Here is a 15671-nt window from a genome sequence, read left to right as displayed (position 1 = left end):
TCAGGCCCGATTCGGTAGCGATATGAGGCGCAGCGACAGAATGCGGGCAAAGGACTCGCTGTGCCCGCCCATCATAACGAAGCGGCGGGGCCGCAATCAAGGGTGGTGCATCTTAAGCCTGTTGCAGGAGCGCCAAAGCCTGTGCGTGCAGCTCTTTGTTGGCGGCAGCTACAACCTGCCCACCGTTATGCGCGGGGCCGCCCTGCCAATTGGTGACAATGCCACCAGCCGCTTCGATCACCGCGATGGGCGCCTGGATGTCATAAGCGTTGAGGCCCGCCTCGATCACCAGATCGATTTGTCCTGCGGCCAAAAGCGCATAGGCGTAGCAATCCATGCCGTATCGGGTGAGCTTGGTTTGGGATGCAACACGTTCAAAACCTGCGCGCTCCGCCCCGGTGCCGACTTCTGGGAAAGTGGTGAAGATCACCGCCTCCGCCAGAGTGGCCGTGTCGCGGGTCTTGAGCGGCATGGTGCCTTGTGGTCCTTGGGCCTCAGCCACGCCAAAGCCGCCTTTAAAACGCTCGCCAATGTAGGGCTGATCCACCACGCCGTAGATCGGGCCAGTTTCATCAGACAGCGCGATCAACACCCCCCAAGTTGGCGTGCCGGAGATAAACGCGCGCGTGCCATCGATGGGGTCCAACACCCAGGTCAGGCCACTGCGGCCCTCAGATTTGCCAAATTCTTCGCCAAAGATGCCGTCCTGTGGGCGGCGTTCTGCCAGAACCGCGCGCATCGCCTCCTCGGCCGCGCGATCTGCCACGGTCACAGGGTCAAACCCCTCAGACAGTTTGTTGTCTGCGGTCAGAGAGGAGCTGCGAAAATGAGGAAGTATGGCCGCACGGGCCGCGTCTGCCATGGCATCCGCCACAGCGATCAGGTCAGTCTGTTCTGGTGTCATCGGTCACAGTCTCCGCTCTGGCGTTCACGCCATGGCTAGACCAGAGCGGGAGTGGACTCAAGCGACGTCGGACAACACGCGGGCGAGCTCAAACAGCCGCCGACGTTGGTTTTCTGGAATGGCGTAGTAGCTGCGGATCAGATCCAGCGCTTCTTTGTCTGCCATGATGTCAGCCGGCACGCTACCGGAGCTTGCGCCGTCACTGTCGGTTTCCAGGCCTTCAAAAAAGAAGCTGACCGGGACGTCCAGCGCGTCAGAAATATCCCAGAGCCTGGAGGCACTGACCCGGTTGGCACCGGTCTCATACTTTTGAATCTGTTGGAACTTGATCCCGACTTGCTCGGCCAGTTGTTGCTGCGTCATCCCCGTCAGCCACCGGCGTTGGCGGATTTTTTTGCCAACATGCACGTCCACTGGATGTGTCATCACACGTCTCCTTCCGAATTAAATATCAGGTCACAGCCAAGAACCAAGCAGCCCGTCAGCAGCGTCACCAATTCGTTTAGTGAAGTTATCGCGCATCCCTTTCGCGATAATTCACCTTAGCAGTTTTCGCCTTATAATCAAGGCAAAGAATGTGTTCTACCCCTTCTGGATAGTGTCATTGATACAATCGGGGATTGTCAGATTTACCTTTTCGGGCCCCTATCAAAAGCTCTGCCGCAGGGTGACGTCGTGTCGCAATCCTCTGTTTTCAAGGGATCAGCTTTGACTTGAACGCAAGCGCTTGTGTATTCGATCCAGAGATCAGGAGAAAAAGATGCGCGCCTTTCAAGTTACGTCCCATGACACTGCCCCTGCGATTGAAGACATTGCCACGCCGGAACCTGGCCCCGGAGAGATTCGGGTCAAGATCAAAGCCTGCGCGCTGAATTTTGGTGATCTGCTGATGATCAAGGGCACCTATCAGGCCACGCCGCCGGTCCCGTTTACGCTGGGTATGGAAGTGTCCGGCGTGGTTGATGCTATCGGGCCAGATACCAAGGGGCCTGCGGTTGGGGCTGATGTTTTGGTATTTGGCGGCAGTGGCGGCTTGGCGGAGTTTGGCGTGTACCCCGCCGAAAGCGCTGTGCCGATGCCCAAAGGCATGAGTTATGAAGATGCGGCGGCCTTCCCTGTAGCCTACGGTACAAGCCACGTCGCGCTGGACCATCGCGCCAAGTTGCAACCGGGAGAGAACCTGCTGGTGTTGGGTGCTGCCGGAGGTGTGGGCCTGACTGCGGTTGAATTGGGCAAACTGATGGGCGCCAATGTGATTGCCTGCGCCCGGGGTGCCGACAGGCTTGCGGTGGCGAAAGCGGCTGGTGCGGATCACCTGATCGACGCCAAAACCGCGGACATCCGTGCAGAAGTGAAAGCTCTGGGTGGGGCGGATGTGGTCTATGACCCCGTGGGCGGGGACCAGTTCAAAGCCGCCTTCCGCGCGTGCAACCCCGAGGCGCGGATATTGCCTTTGGGCTTTGCCAGCGGAGAGGTGCCGCAAATACCGGCCAACCACCTGCTGGTGAAAAACCTGACGGTGATTGGACTCTATTGGGGCGGGTATCTGTCGTTCAAGCCGGAGGTGTTGACCGGCAGCATGAACACTCTGTTTGACTGGTACGGCGCAGGCAAACTGAAACCACATGTCAGCCATGTTTTGCCGCTGGAGCAGGCTGCGGACGCTTACGAGCTTCTCCGCAGCCGCGCCTCCACCGGCAAAGTGGTTGTTACGGTAGACTAGAAGTTAGCCCACCACACCAAGCCGCGGCGGGATTTCGGCCGGTGCGTGCATGGACAAAAAGCTCTTGCGGATCAACTCGGCCAAATGGGCGATCACATCGCCCTTGGCCTGCTCCGCACCATACATATTGATGTGCTGTTCGCCCAAGTCGGGCAGCGCGCCACCGTGATCGATGACCTCCAGATGGCGGGGCTCAGTGCCAAGCAACATCTCCCCCACCCCAAGGTCTGCGGCAATGGTTGCCTCCACCGTGCGATCCGATTCTGTTTCCAGCGCAGAATCCCATTCGATGCCCACCCGGTCCAGCGCCGCAATCGCCCGCTGCCGGAACAGACACTGACGCGCGGAGGCAAAGGGGAACGGTCGGCGACGCCAGCTGGCCCCGCCCGGTGCGCCTATCCAGACCAGAGGCAAGGTACACAAGCCCTCGGCCCCATCCGGTGTGTTGGTTTCCGTGGTCAGGATCAGGTCAATCTCGCCCTTGTCAAACAGCTGCTTCAGCTCAAGCGTATAGGATGAACATAGGTTGACCTTCACGCGCGGAAAGGCCGCTGCGAACTGCTGCATGACGCGCGGGATGGTTGGGTAGACAATGTCATGAGGCACCCCTAGCGTGACCGCGCCTTCAAACTCATCGTGGCTCAATCGGCGCATGATTTCATCGTTGAGCGTAACCATGCGACGGGCATAACCCAACATTTGCTCCCCCGCCGGAGTGAGGGCAATGCCGCGGCCAGAACGGTCCAAAAGCGCTACACCAATCAGCTCTTCCAGACGTTTGAGCTGCATGGAGACCGCCGATTGGGTGAGATGCAAGAACCCCGCTGCCTTGGTCACGCCGCCCATATCGGCAACGGCAACAAAACTGCGGAGCGTGGTTACATCAAGATTGCGCATGGCTGTCTCCCTATAGATCACTGTTTTTGAACATACATCATGAAACGTGATGAAGTCCGTCACAAACATTCGCTTTCTAAATACACGTATCCGCCGATATACATCAAGTAATTTGATGTACAGACCAAAACCAATCGAAAATCAGGAAAGGAACGACCCATGGCCTTCATCACCACTTCATCCGCGAGCTCCCGTGGTTCCAAGTTTTCCCTGTCCCGCCTGACGCAAGCCTTTGCCGTCCTGCGCCAGCGCCGCCAGTTGGCCCGGCTGGACGCCGCCGCCCTGCACGACATGGGCCTGACCCAAGCCGATGTGGACTGCGAATTGAGCCGCTCCGCCTGGGATGTGCCTGCCCATTGGCGCGGCTGAGACAAACATTAACAATGATGCGGATTTTCGCCGGCTTTACCGGCGGAAATCCTTGAATTCACGTCTCCCGTCACCGATATTCTCTGATGAAACCCTCTGAACGTCAGGTTCTGGGGGCAATAAAGTTAACTCGGAGGCTTTGATGGCTGAATTTGACACGATCCGCGGCACGGCGACGGCGAGCGCGGCTCATATTGACGCGGGTCTGCGCGCCCACATGAACAAAGTGTATGGCAACATGTCCGTCGGCATGTTGATCACCTTTGCCGCTGCATGGGCGCTGTCCGGACTGGCCGTTGCGACCGATCCTGCGACCGGTGCCAAAATGCTGACGTCTTTGGGCAATGCGCTTTATGCCTCCCCGCTGAAGTGGGTCGTCATGTTTGCCCCTCTGGCGATGGTGTTTGGCTTTGGCATGGCGATCAACCGCCTGTCCGCCGCTGGCGCGCAGCTGTTCTTCTACACGTTTGCAGCTCTGATGGGCGCATCGATCAGCTCGATCTTCCTGGTGTTCACCGGTGAGTCGATCATCCAGACCTTCCTGATCACATCGATCGCCTTCGCGGGTCTGTCGCTCTACGGCTACACCACCAAGAAGAACCTTTCCGGTCTGGGCACCTTCCTGATGATGGGTCTGATTGGCCTGATCGTGGCGTCGATTGTGAACATCTTCCTGCAGTCTTCTGCGATGGCGTTTGCAATCTCTGCCATTGGTGTTCTGATCTTTGCTGCGCTGACCGCGTATGACACGCAGAAAATCAAAAACGACTACATCCAGCACGCCCATATGGGTGACAGCGAATGGCTGGCGAAATCCGCGATCATGGGCGCGCTGACCCTGTATCTGGACTTCATCAACCTGTTCATGTTCCTGCTGCAGTTCCTCGGCAACCGCGAGTGATCCGCACAGCATAGCAATAGAAAAGGCCGGTCATTGTGACCGGCCTTTTTTTCAAGCAAATTCAGGGGCGCAAAGACTGCGCCGCATTTGGATCGCTGGAAAGTGCACGCCAGGGGCCAACGTAAGCTCCACCTCGGTGGTTTCTTCGAAGCCCATAGCTTCATAGAACCGCCGTGCGGTGTATGTGCTCAAACAGCTCATCTGGCGCATCCCATGTGCCTCGGCAGAGGCCAGCGAGACGTCAATCAACGACCGTGCTACGCCACGACGCAGCCAGTCTGGGCGTGTCGCCACATGACGTACATGCCCCAAGTCTGTGCCACTTACTCCGCGCGACGGGCTGAGATCGGTCCACCCCCCCGCCCCGACAATGGCGTCGGTCTCCGCACACTCGGCCACAAAATAGGTGCCACAGGCCAAAAGCGAGCTCCGTGCTTTGGTAATCAGCGGCAGCGCATCCGTTAGTACGGCTTCCTCGTAGTCCTGAGGCAGCAAGTCCGGATAGGATTGGGCAAACAACTCAGAAACGGCCTGGCGGTCGTCAAGGCTGGCGGGGCGGATAAAGAATGGGTGGGGCATTGGGGAAACCCTCCTGAAGAAACGTTTTTTGTTTTTCAGGCGCGGGTTTCTTTAAAGGCAAAAAGCCGCGCCTTGGTGTGGCGCGGCTTTTGCATGTGTCTCAGAAAGCGATCTTACTTGATCTTGCCTTCTTTGTACTCGACATGCTTGCGCACCACCGGGTCGTATTTACGGACGACCATTTTTTCGGTCATCGTGCGTGCGTTTTTCTTGGTCACGTAGAAATGGCCCGTGCCCGCGGTCGAGTTCAGACGGATCTTGATGGTCGTCGGCTTCGCCATTGTACTTCTCCTGCGTCGGGGCACAGATACCCCGTGTAAATCTCTTGAAGCCCGCCTTTTAATGATGGTTGGGGCCGAGTCAATGGGGTTGGCACGGGTTTCCTCAAGAAAAGTACAAACCTGTCAAAATAACTCCACGTCGTGGCTTTGCAGGCTAGAAAGGAAGGAGTAATTTTACCCAACTACAAGGAGCAGAGGCTCTTTGAAAGGGAAATCACATGGTTTGGTTCTGGATCGCAACAACGATTCCCGTGGTGCTTTTGGCGCTTGGCGGGCTGTTGGGTGGTCTTTGGGCGGTGGCGGCGTTGATCTACATGGGCGGCCTTATTCATGTGATGGACCGGCTGGTACAGGGCGCAGCGGCCAAAACCGGTCAGGATGGCGAGTTTCCCAGCGGAATGCGGCTGTCGCTGGTGCTTGGCGTGGTGCACTTTCCGCTGATTATACTTGCCGTGCTGGCGTTGGCTGGCACCACGGGGATCAGCCTTGGTGCCAAAATCTGCTGTTTTATGGCGTTTGGACTGTTCTTTGGGCAAGTGAGCAATGCCAATGCGCATGAGCTGATCCACAAGGCAGCACGGTTTCCGCGCAGGCTGGGCAAGTGGGTCTATATCTCCCTGCTGTTTGGACATCACAGCTCGGCGCATCCCAAGGTGCATCATATTTGGGTGGCCACGGACAAAGATCCAAACAGCCCGAGAGACGGGGAGAATTTCTATCAATTCTGGCCGCGGGCCTGGATCGGGTCGTTTAAAGCTGGATGGCAGGCGGAAAATGCGATGCGCCAGCGCGCTGGTGCCCGCAAGTCGCTGCTGCATCCCTATGTGCTCTATGTGGGCGGCGCAGCGTTATGCATCGCGTTGGCCGCCCGTCTTGCCGGGGTGAATGGTGTGCTGGCTTACGTAGCGCTGGCGAGTTACGGCAGTATGCAGCTTTTGCTTTCGGACTATGTTCAGCACTACGGGCTGCACCGGCGGATGCGCGAAAACGGCAAGCCGGAGCCGGTGGGACCGGAGCACAGCTGGAATGCGCCGCAGCTCTATACCTCCGCGCTGATGCTCAATGCGCCGCGTCATTCGGACCACCATATGGTGCCCACGCGGGACTACCCCTCCTTGCAACTGAACAAGGCGACCATGCCCACCCTGCCGCAGTCTTTGCCACTGATGGCGATCCTCGCGCTCTGGCCACGGCAATGGCGGCGGGTGATGGACCCGCGCGTTGAAAAGCTGAAGGTGGCAAAACTGCGCGCATCACAGCAATGAGACTGGATTGACGCCCGCGCCTCAGGCAGCATGGCGCCATGAAGTATATGAGCATTGTTTTGGCGCTGTTAAGCAGCGCAGCGGCGGCAGAAGACGCCATGTCGGCAGCCGAGTTTGAAGCCTATGTATCTGGCAAGACGTTGTTTTACGAGGCGGATGGGCGGCGCTACGGCGTGGAAGAGTACCTGTCGGACCGGCGGGTGCGGTGGGCGTTTCTGGATGGCAGCGGCCAGTGCAAAGATGGCCACTGGTACGAGGAGGCCGGGCAGATCTGTTTTGTCTATGAGGACAACCCCGGGCCTCAGTGCTGGAGTTTCTATGCGGACTCCCGCGGCCTACGCGCCAAGTTTGAGAACGAGCCGGACGGGCGACTGCTCTACGAAGTTGAGGACACCAGCGAGGAAATGCTGTGCCTTGGGCCCGACGTTGGGGTGTAGCCTTTTACGTTAGACCGCGCTCACAACATGCTCAGAAAAGGTTGCCCTGTTCAGGCGGCGGAGCCTTCTTGGATTTCGGCTTTGTGGCAGGTTTCGGTTTGGCTGGGGCGGGTGAGGCCGCAGCGGTGCTTTCCCCCTGCCCCACGGTTAGACGGCCATCGGCAAATTGAATTTCTATCGCATGTGCCTGCGCCGCTGCCTCCACGGTTTTCACAACAGCCCCATCGCCGCGCACAACCGCATAGCCTCGTTCTAACGTGGCCTCATAGCCCAGCGAGCCGCGCATGCGCTCCAACGAGGCAATCTGATTGCGCAGCGTTTGGTTGCGATGCTCCCCCAGGGACTTTAGGCGCTGAACCACATTTTCCAACCGCTCGCGCCGGCGGGTGATGTCTCGCTTCAAACCCTCAGCGGACAAGCGATCCGCATGACGGCCCAGCTTTTGCCGACGAATCTCGATCATACGCTTGAGAGTTTCACCACTCAGTCCGCCACTGGACTTGGCCAAGGCCACACGGCGGGTTTGCACTCCAGATTGCAACGCCCGAGGCAAGGCATCGCCTGCGGCATCCAAGCGCTGACGCGGGGTTTGCAGCAACGTGTCGGCGCGCGGCAAGGCGCGGGCCAGATCGCGCAGGCGTTGGTCGCGTTGACGCAAGCCTTGCTCCAGCCCACGTGTGAGGCGGGCGCCCTGTTCTTCGACCCAAGCCAGCATATCGAGCCGTACGGGTACCGCCAGTTCTGCCGCTGCTGTGGGGGTTGGCGCGCGTTTGTCGGAAACAAAGTCGATCAGCGTGGTGTCGGTTTCGTGGCCGACGGCTGAAATCAACGGAATGTCAGAGGCCGCAGCGGCACGGGCCACCACTTCCTCGTTGAAACCCCAGAGGTCTTCGATGCTGCCGCCGCCACGGGCCACAATGATCAGATCCGGGCGGGGCATGGCGCCGCCAGGGGTCATTTTGTTGAAACCGTCAATGGCGTTGGCCACCTGCTTGGCACATTGCTCGCCTTGCACAGCAACTGGCCACAGCAGGACTTTGCGTGGGAAACGATCTCGCAGGCGGTGCAGGATGTCGCGAATGACCGCCCCACTGGGCGAGGTCACCACACCGATGATTTCCGGCAGATAGGGTAAGGGACGCTTGCGTTCCTGCGCAAAAAGACCTTCAGCCTGCAACATGGCTTTGCGCTTTTCCAGCATCGCCATCAACGCGCCGACACCTGCCGGTTTCAGATCCTCGATCACCAACTGATATTTGGATTGGCCTGGGAAGGTGGTAAGCCGCCCGGTGGCGACCACTTCCATGCCCTCTTCGGGACGGGTGGAGACACGTGCGGCCACGCCTTTCCACATCACCCCGGCAATGACAGAGCGGTCGTCTTTCAGGTCCAGATACACGTGGCCGGAGCGCGGGAATGACACGCGGCCAATCTCGCCTTTGATGCGCACATGGGAAAACTCGCCCTCGATCATGCGTTTGATCGCACCGGAGAGTTCGGTGACGCTGAATTCCGGGGCGTTTTCGCCCTCTCTTGGGTCGTCGATCAGATCAGACATGGGTGCGCTGCTCAGTTCCCTTGTTTCCTGTGCCAAGCCACCTTAGAACGCCGCTAAGCGGAGGCCAAGCGGAAGGCGGCAACATGAACATTCTTATTCTCGGTAGCGGTGGACGTGAGCACGCACTGGCTTGGGCGGTGATGCAGAACCCGAAATGCGACAAGCTGATTGTGGCACCGGGCAACGCAGGCATCGCGCAAATCGCGGAATGCGCCAGCTTTGACATTGAAGATGGCGGCGAGGTTGTGACCTTTGTGGCGGCCAACGCAATTGATTTTGTGATTGTTGGCCCGGAAGCGCCGCTGGCCAATGGCGTGGCGGATCGTCTGCGCGAAGCAGGCGTGCTGGTGTTTGGACCGTCCAAGGCGGCGGCACGGTTGGAGGCCTCCAAGAGCTTCACCAAAGAGATTTGTGACGCGGCCAACGCGCCCACCGCAGGCTATGGCCACTTCACCGATGCGGAAGCGGCCAAGGCCTACATCCGCGAGCAAGGCGCGCCGATTGTGGTGAAAGCCGATGGGCTCGCGGCTGGCAAAGGCGTGATTGTGGCGATGGACCTGCAAACCGCGCTGGATGCGGTGGACGACATGTTTGGCGGCGCATTTGGTGGCGCAGGCGCTGAAGTGGTTGTCGAAGAGTTCATGGAGGGCGAAGAAGCCTCTTTCTTCATTCTCTGCGACGGCAAGACCGCTTTGCCAGTCGGCACCGCCCAAGACCACAAGCGCGTGGGTGAAGGCGACACTGGGTTGAACACCGGCGGTATGGGGGCTTACTCGCCTGCGCCAGTGCTATCCGATGAGATCGCGCAAAAAGCGCTGGATGAGATTGTCCAGCCGACCATTGACGAGATGGCCAAGCGCGGCACGCCATATCAGGGTGTGCTCTACGTCGGTCTGATGATCAAGGACGGGCAGCCGCGTCTGGTAGAATACAACGTGCGTTTTGGCGATCCGGAATGTCAGGTGCTGATGATGCGTCTGGGTGCGCAGGCGATGGACCTGATGCACGCAGCTGCCGAGGAACGTCTACATGAGGCGCAGGTGAACTGGGCGGATGATCATGCGATCACCGTGGTGATGGCGGCCAATGGCTATCCGGGGTCTTATGAGAAAGGCTCTGTGATTGGCGGATTGGATGCCATTGCAGCCGACAGCAAGAACATGGTGTTCCACGCAGGCACCACCGAAAAAGACGGGCAGATCACCGCGTCCGGTGGCCGTGTACTAAACGTAACCGCACGCGGCGCAAGCCTGCAGGAAGCGCGCGATCGGGCTTATGCCATGGTCGACGCCATTGACTGGCCCGGTGGATTCTTCCGCCGCGACATCGGCTGGCGCGCACTTTAAGCCCGCGCTGACACGTAGTTTTGCGGGCGTTGCGCCATCCGGTGCAGCGCCCTATTCTCCGCCTGAATTGGGGGAGATGACATGACCATTTCGGTGGAAGAGGCCTACGCCACGGGCGATTTTGTAGAACTGGCCTTCAGCTTTGCGCCGGTGGGCATTGTGGTCACCGAGAACCGGGTGATCCGCGATTGCAACGACACCTTTGCCGAGATGTTCCGCTATGAGCGCGCGGCGCTCAAAGACAGCACCTTTGCAATCCTCTACCCGACGCAGGAAGAGTTCACCAACATCCGCAATCGCGGGGTTCAGGAGCTGCGCGAGGGCAATTTCTATTGGGATGAGCGCGTGATGATGCGGCGCGGCGGCGAGATGTTCTGGTGCCGCGTGCGCGGGCATACGTTTACGCCGGAAGACCCGCTCCAACGCGCGGTATGGAGCTTTGCCGACATTTCCGACACGCGGCCCTACCATCCGCTGACGCGCCGCGAACGCGAGGTGTTTTCATTGCTCGCCGAAGGGCTGACCAGCAAGGAAATTGCCATCAAACTGGAGATGAGCAACCGCACGGTGGAGGTGCATCGCGGCAAGCTCTTGAAGAAGTTTGGCGTGTCCAACACCGCAAGCCTGTTTCAATCCCTTGGCGCGATTGGCACGCGGCATATTTATTCGGCCAGTGACGGCACGGTGCGCTAAGGCTTAGGGGGCCAGCCCCTCTTGGCCTGCGGCCAATTCACCCCGGGATATTTGGGGACAATGAATGTTAAAGCGGTTTGCAGTCCAGCGCGCGTTTAAGGGAAGTCTGGCCTTCGAAAGGGCCAAGGGCGCGGGGCGATAACGTTTTGCCGTCAAAGCGCGTGGCCATGACCTCAGACCAGTTGGCGTTGACCGTGATCATTTCGGGGCCGTCCCCGCAATCGCGGATGCCGCCGGAGATGAAGTCCTCGCCGATACGGTGGTTGGTCAGGCCAGCCTGTGACGCCATCTGGGTCAGTTGATTGTCCTGAAACCGCCAGACACGCAGGGTTTTGGCCAGATGGGGCCGGTCAATATAAGCCACTTCTATGTGGCCGTCGCCATCCAGATCGGCAGCCCCAATGGGCGCGAGCCAGCGGTTGCGCTGGCCGATGTGGGGCGTCGCGGCGCGCAGGCCGGTTTCGTCGTAGATGGCCAGGCGAGCACCGCCGGTTTGGCTGCTTTCGACCACAATCACTTCGGGCGCACCACCCCCATCCATATCCACCAGACGCGGTGCAATGTCTTCAAAGACGCGATCTTGGGGGAGTGTGAGCGCGAGACGTTTGCCATCTTTCAAGGTCAGTTCAAGCGTGCCGTACTCAATGGCATCGCCAAGCACCCCATGGGCATAGCGGGAGGTTTCGTCAGTGTAGCGGGCGGACGTGATCTCCGCCGTCACAGGGGCCGCCATCAGCCCCAAACACGCCGCCAGAGTGGCGCGGCGGGCGGACCGGCGCAGCGTTTGCATCAGTAGACGCCGCGCCATCGCCATCAGATTTGCTTTTCTGGCAGTTTGACAACCAGACCGTCCAGCGCGTCGGTGACCTTGATCTGGCAGGTCAGGCGCGAGGTGGCGGGGTCAGGCTCATAGGCAAAGTCGAGCATGTCTTCTTCCATGTCGTCTTTGGCCGGGATCTTCTCGACCCAGGACGTATCCACATAAACGTGGCAGGTTGAGCAGGCACAGGCGCCACCGCAATCGGCTTCGATGCCCGGGACATTGTTGTCGCGTGCGCCTTCCATAACGGTCAAGCCGTTGGCTACCTCAACAACATGCTCGGTACCGTTGTGCTCGACATAGGTGATTTTGGCCATGTCTGGCTCCTTTGAGAAACTGTTCGCATCCCTAGTTAGGTCAGGGTCTGCTCCTCTTCCACCCCCATTTACGACCTGCGGCCCTTCCCCTTGCGACAAATCACAAATGTTCTATATTTGTTCCCATGCAGATTGTCACATCCACCGCAGCATCACCGCAGCGTGCCTCCCCCCGGCCTGCGGACTGGCCGCGCCCACCGGCGGCCTTGACCGCCAACCGCCTGACCGAGCCCCCCAATGGCGCACGGATCACCGTGGCGGGGTTGGTGATTCTCCGGCAGCGGCCCGGCACCGCCAAAGGGGTGATCTTTGTCACGCTGGAGGATGAGACCGGCGTGATAAACATCATTGTCTGGCGCAGCCTCTATGAACATTTCCGCCGCGCGGTGATTGCCGGGCGGCTGCTCAGGGTCACGGGGCGCATTCAGCGGGAGAACAATGTCACCCATGTGATTGCCGAGCGGATCGAGGATCTCTCCCCCCTGCTGGACAGTTTGGTCACACCACCAGAGCCGTCAAACAAATGACGCGTTTCTCTGCGGCGCAAAACGCGGTATGACAGGGCAAAACACATGAGGCGCGAGCATGCCCGCAGATTTTGCCGCACGATCGGTTTTGGCCGCCACGGCGCTTTTGGCGCTGGGGAGCCTGACGGCATGTGAAGAGCAAATTACCTCCGCGCCCTATATCGCTGCTTTTAACGAGCCCGAGATTGTACGCGCCGAAGATGCCGGCGCGCCGCCCAACGCCCGACCTGGCAGCTGTTGGGGACGCCATGTGACGCCAGCGGTGGTGGAAACGGTCAGCGAGCAGGTCATGGTGCAACCGCCGGAAGTTTTAGCAGACGGCACCGTGATTGCGCCGGGCATATTCCGCACCGAAACACAGCAACGCATTGTGCAGGAACGCCGTGAACTGTGGTTTGAAACGCCCTGTGTGGAGGTCTGGACCGAAGAGTTCACCGCCTCTTTACAGCGCGCCCTCAAGGTACGCGGGTTGTTTTATGGCAGCATCACTGCCGAGCGGGATGCGCGCACACGGGCTGCCATTCGCCGTTACCAAAGCGCAGAAGGCCTCGACAGCGCCATCTTGTCGCTGGAAAGCGCGCGGCGGCTGGGATTGGTGGCGGTGCCACGGGAAGAATAAACAAAACGCACATTGAGTGTAGAGGACATATCCATGTGGCACAGGCTCACCCCGCTGATGTTCTCGGTGTTGAGTACGGTAGGCGCAACCTCCACGCAGGCGGACATTGCCTGCACCTTGGTCCACAAAATCGGAGACCCAGAACCGGTTTTCCAACAGGGAGAGCTCTGCGACACGGCCTTTTCGCCAGCCTCCACATTTAAACTGCCGCTGGCATTGTTCGGCTTTGAACAGGACCTCTTGCAGTCCTCCGACACGCCCGCAGTCGCTTACACGCCCGAGCAAAACGCGCCGTTCAAAAGTTGGCAGCAAACAACCACACCGCGCGCTTGGCTCAAGTTCTCCGTTGTGTGGTACTCCCAGTGGCTGACCCGTCAAATGGGATACGAGGCGTTTAAGCACAATGTGGACAGGTTGGACTACGGCAACAGAGATCTGACGGGCACACCCGGACGTGACGATGGGCTTACACATGCCTGGCTCAGCACCTCACTCAAAATCACGCCAACACAGCAGGCTGATTTCCTACTGAGCCTGGTGTCACACGATCTGCCTTACACCTCACATGCCATCGATTGGACAATCGCCACCACGCAAACGTTTGCAACACCTGCCGGGCACGGCTTGAAAGGCAAAACCGGAAATGCATGGGCCACAGATGCACATGCAAATCGCTTGAAAGGCCAACATGGCTGGTTTGTTGGCTGGCTGACACATCGGGAGGCGCAATATGTGTTTGTGCATCTGATCGCCGAAGACAGGGACACATCCGGCTTTGCCAGCAGCCGCGCTCGAAAGCATGTCTTGTCCCACCTTCAGGAGTGGCTGGAGGGCCACTAAGACGCTCTGAAGATCCTCATATCAGCAAAAAGGGCGCCACATAGGGCGCCCTTCTCCATTTCAATTGTGACGCCTTTTACTCGTCGTCAATGTTGAGCGCCACAAAACGCGGCTCACCGGCGCGGCGCACCAGGAGCAGCAGGGATTTGCGGCCTGCCTCTTTGGCTTCTTCGATGCGATCTTCCAGATCAGCAATCGAGGTCAGTTTCTGTTGACCCGCTTCGGTCAGCACATCACCTGCCCGCAGGCCTTTTTCATACGCTTTGGACATTTCATCCACGTTGCTCACCACAAGACCATCAGTGCCTTCGGACACGCTAAGCTCTTCGCGCATCTCGTCGGTGAGCTCGGTGACTGTCAGCCCAAGGATCTCTTTTTCCACTGGGTCACCAGAGGGCGCAGGCTGACTGGCAGGCACGGCGCCTTCTGCCTCTTCTCGGCGGCCAAGAGTGATCGCAAGCGTCATCTCTTTGCCATCCCGCAGCACCACCATATCGACGGTTTTGCCCACATTGGTGTTGCCCACGGTGCGCACCAGGCCGCGCACATCTTTCACGCTCTGACCATCAAAGCTCAGAATGACATCGCCAGACAGAACGCCACCTTCCATGGCCGGACCTTCCGGAACATCGGTGACCATGGCACCTGCGGCGGTTTTCAAGCCGTCAACCGCATCCACCATGTCTTCGGTCACGTCCTGAATGCGCACACCGAGCCAGCCACGACGGGTTTCGCCAAACTCTTTCAGTTGGTCGACCACTTTAGTGACCACATTGGAGGCCATCGAGAAACCGATGCCAATCGAGCCGCCATTGGGCGACAAAATCGCGGTGTTCACGCCAATAACGTCGCCATCCATGTTGAACAGCGGGCCACCGGAGTTGCCGCGGTTGATGGCGGCGTCGGTTTGGATGTAGTCATCGTAAGCCCCGGACAAGGAGCGGCCACGCTGAGACACGATGCCGGCAGAGACCGAAAAGCCCTGGCCCAGCGGGTTGCCCATCGCCATGACCCAATCGCCAACCCGCGCGGTGTCGCTGTTGCCAAACACCACAAAATCGAGCGGTTCATCCGACTCAACTTTCAACAGCGCGATGTCGGTGTTTTTGTCCGTGCCGATCACCTTTGCAGGCAACTCACCACCTTCAAAGAACTCGACCAGAATTTCGTCAGCACCTTCAATCACGTGATTGTTGGTGACCACAAATCCATCGGCGGAAATCACAAAGCCAGACCCCAATGCGGAGGTCCGGCGCGGTTGGTCACCATTGCCCTGACGGTCCTGAAATTCACGGAAAAAATCCTCAAACGGGGAACCTTCGGGCACAATGCCCTGCGGACCACCGGTGCGACCGGCCACAACGGTGGATGTGGTGATGTTCACCACGGACGGGCTGATTTTATCCGCCAGATCGGCAAAACTGTCAGGGCGTGCCTGGGCAATCAGCGTCTGAGCCACGACAAACAGCATGGACAGAAACGCGAGCCCGGCAAGGCGCAAATTGCGCTGTTGGGGGGCGGGGTACGTAAGGGTGTCAGAAAACACTTTGGGTTCTCCTTTGGTGTACTTGAAACCGGCCGAGTTGCTCCCGGCG

The 15671-nt window shown here is 59.0% G+C and carries 18 protein-coding genes and 1 pseudogene; 10 read left to right on the top strand and 9 right to left on the bottom strand.

Annotated features, from left to right (window positions below; translation table 11 throughout):
- Positions 1-112: 112 nt before the first annotated feature.
- On the bottom strand, positions 113-904 hold the full coding sequence (gene hisN / locus JXR15_RS17955; protein WP_422054562.1) for a histidinol-phosphatase: 792 nt from the start codon (positions 902-904) through the stop codon (positions 113-115).
- Positions 905-961: 57 nt separating this feature from the next.
- Positions 962-1330, bottom strand: a complete 369-nt coding sequence (locus tag JXR15_RS17950; RefSeq protein WP_422054561.1) for a helix-turn-helix domain-containing protein — start codon at positions 1328-1330, stop codon at positions 962-964.
- A 334-nt stretch (positions 1331-1664) separates the two neighbouring features.
- Here JXR15_RS17950 and JXR15_RS17945 point away from each other — a divergent pair, with 334 nt between their 5' ends.
- On the top strand, positions 1665-2627 hold the full coding sequence (locus JXR15_RS17945) for an NADPH:quinone oxidoreductase family protein (RefSeq protein ID WP_422054560.1): 963 nt from the start codon (positions 1665-1667) through the stop codon (positions 2625-2627).
- Positions 2628-2630: 3 nt separating this feature from the next.
- On the opposite strand, the gene JXR15_RS17940 is transcribed toward JXR15_RS17945, so the two are convergent.
- Positions 2631-3524: a LysR family transcriptional regulator gene (locus JXR15_RS17940; RefSeq protein ID WP_422054559.1), complete on the bottom strand. Its 894-nt coding sequence runs from the start codon at positions 3522-3524 to the stop codon at positions 2631-2633.
- A gap of 159 nt (positions 3525-3683) precedes the next feature.
- On the opposite strand from JXR15_RS17940, the gene JXR15_RS17935 reads away from it, so the two are divergent.
- On the top strand, positions 3684-3893 hold the full coding sequence (locus JXR15_RS17935) for a DUF1127 domain-containing protein (RefSeq protein ID WP_299426946.1): 210 nt from the start codon (positions 3684-3686) through the stop codon (positions 3891-3893).
- 142 nt (positions 3894-4035) lie between these two features.
- Entirely contained in the window at positions 4036-4794 is a 759-nt protein-coding gene (locus JXR15_RS17930) for a Bax inhibitor-1/YccA family protein (RefSeq protein WP_422054558.1), read from the top strand.
- Positions 4795-4845: 51 nt separating this feature from the next.
- Here JXR15_RS17930 and JXR15_RS17925 read toward each other — a convergent pair whose 3' ends face one another.
- Together JXR15_RS17925 and rpmG are read right to left on the bottom strand one after the other, a co-directional pair.
- Positions 4846-5373: a GNAT family N-acetyltransferase gene (locus tag JXR15_RS17925; protein ID WP_422054557.1), complete on the bottom strand. Its 528-nt coding sequence runs from the start codon at positions 5371-5373 to the stop codon at positions 4846-4848.
- Positions 5374-5486: 113 nt separating this feature from the next.
- Positions 5487-5654, bottom strand: a complete 168-nt coding sequence (gene rpmG, locus JXR15_RS17920) for a 50S ribosomal protein L33 (protein WP_007814563.1) — start codon at positions 5652-5654, stop codon at positions 5487-5489.
- Between the two features lie 218 nt (positions 5655-5872).
- On the opposite strand from rpmG, the gene JXR15_RS17915 reads away from it, so the two are divergent.
- On the top strand, positions 5873-6919 hold the full coding sequence (locus JXR15_RS17915) for an alkane 1-monooxygenase (RefSeq protein ID WP_422054556.1): 1047 nt from the start codon (positions 5873-5875) through the stop codon (positions 6917-6919).
- Between the two features lie 38 nt (positions 6920-6957).
- Positions 6958-7356 carry a hypothetical protein gene (locus JXR15_RS17910; RefSeq protein ID WP_422054555.1) on the top strand — a complete coding sequence of 133 codons (399 nt, stop codon included), beginning with the start codon at positions 6958-6960 and terminating at the stop codon, positions 7354-7356.
- Positions 7357-7387: 31 nt separating this feature from the next.
- On the opposite strand, the gene xseA is transcribed toward JXR15_RS17910, so the two are convergent.
- On the bottom strand, positions 7388-8914 hold the full coding sequence (gene xseA / locus JXR15_RS17905; RefSeq protein ID WP_422054554.1) for an exodeoxyribonuclease VII large subunit: 1527 nt from the start codon (positions 8912-8914) through the stop codon (positions 7388-7390).
- Between the two features lie 83 nt (positions 8915-8997).
- Here xseA and purD point away from each other — a divergent pair, with 83 nt between their 5' ends.
- Positions 8998-10260 carry a phosphoribosylamine--glycine ligase gene (gene purD, locus JXR15_RS17900; protein ID WP_422054553.1) on the top strand — a complete coding sequence of 421 codons (1263 nt, stop codon included), beginning with the start codon at positions 8998-9000 and terminating at the stop codon, positions 10258-10260.
- An 81-nt stretch (positions 10261-10341) separates the two neighbouring features.
- Positions 10342-10953, top strand: coding sequence for a LuxR C-terminal-related transcriptional regulator (locus JXR15_RS17895; RefSeq protein ID WP_299426965.1), 612 nt, complete (start codon positions 10342-10344; stop codon positions 10951-10953).
- Between the two features lie 67 nt (positions 10954-11020).
- On the opposite strand, the gene JXR15_RS17890 is transcribed toward JXR15_RS17895, so the two are convergent.
- Positions 11021-11761 (bottom strand): FG-GAP repeat domain-containing protein, encoded by a 741-nt coding sequence (locus JXR15_RS17890; protein WP_422054726.1) that lies wholly within the window; start codon positions 11759-11761, stop codon positions 11021-11023.
- 5 nt (positions 11762-11766) lie between these two features.
- A complete protein-coding gene (locus tag JXR15_RS17885) occupies positions 11767-12090 on the bottom strand; it encodes a 2Fe-2S iron-sulfur cluster-binding protein (protein ID WP_422054552.1) in 324 nt (107 codons plus the stop codon).
- Between the two features lie 125 nt (positions 12091-12215).
- On the opposite strand from JXR15_RS17885, the gene JXR15_RS17880 reads away from it, so the two are divergent.
- From JXR15_RS17880 to JXR15_RS17870, 3 genes and pseudogenes are all read left to right on the top strand, one after another.
- Entirely contained in the window at positions 12216-12617 is a 402-nt protein-coding gene (locus tag JXR15_RS17880; protein WP_422054551.1) for an OB-fold nucleic acid binding domain-containing protein, read from the top strand.
- Positions 12618-12675: 58 nt separating this feature from the next.
- Positions 12676-13113, top strand: a pseudogene (locus JXR15_RS17875) (peptidoglycan-binding protein); the annotation flags it as partial.
- Positions 13114-13269: 156 nt separating this feature from the next.
- A complete protein-coding gene (locus JXR15_RS17870; protein WP_422054550.1) occupies positions 13270-14076 on the top strand; it encodes a penicillin-binding transpeptidase domain-containing protein in 807 nt (268 codons plus the stop codon).
- Between the two features lie 76 nt (positions 14077-14152).
- On the opposite strand, the gene JXR15_RS17865 is transcribed toward JXR15_RS17870, so the two are convergent.
- The gene (locus tag JXR15_RS17865) at positions 14153-15547 is read right to left on the bottom strand and encodes a Do family serine endopeptidase (protein WP_422054725.1); all 1395 of its coding nucleotides are present in this window, start codon (positions 15545-15547) and stop codon (positions 14153-14155) included.
- Between the last annotated feature and the right edge of the window lie 124 nt (positions 15548-15671).

It is taken from the genome of Shimia sp., assembly GCF_049116215.1.
Taxonomy (GTDB): domain Bacteria; phylum Pseudomonadota; class Alphaproteobacteria; order Rhodobacterales; family Rhodobacteraceae; genus Shimia.
This window is presented reverse-complemented; position numbering and strand designations above follow the sequence as displayed.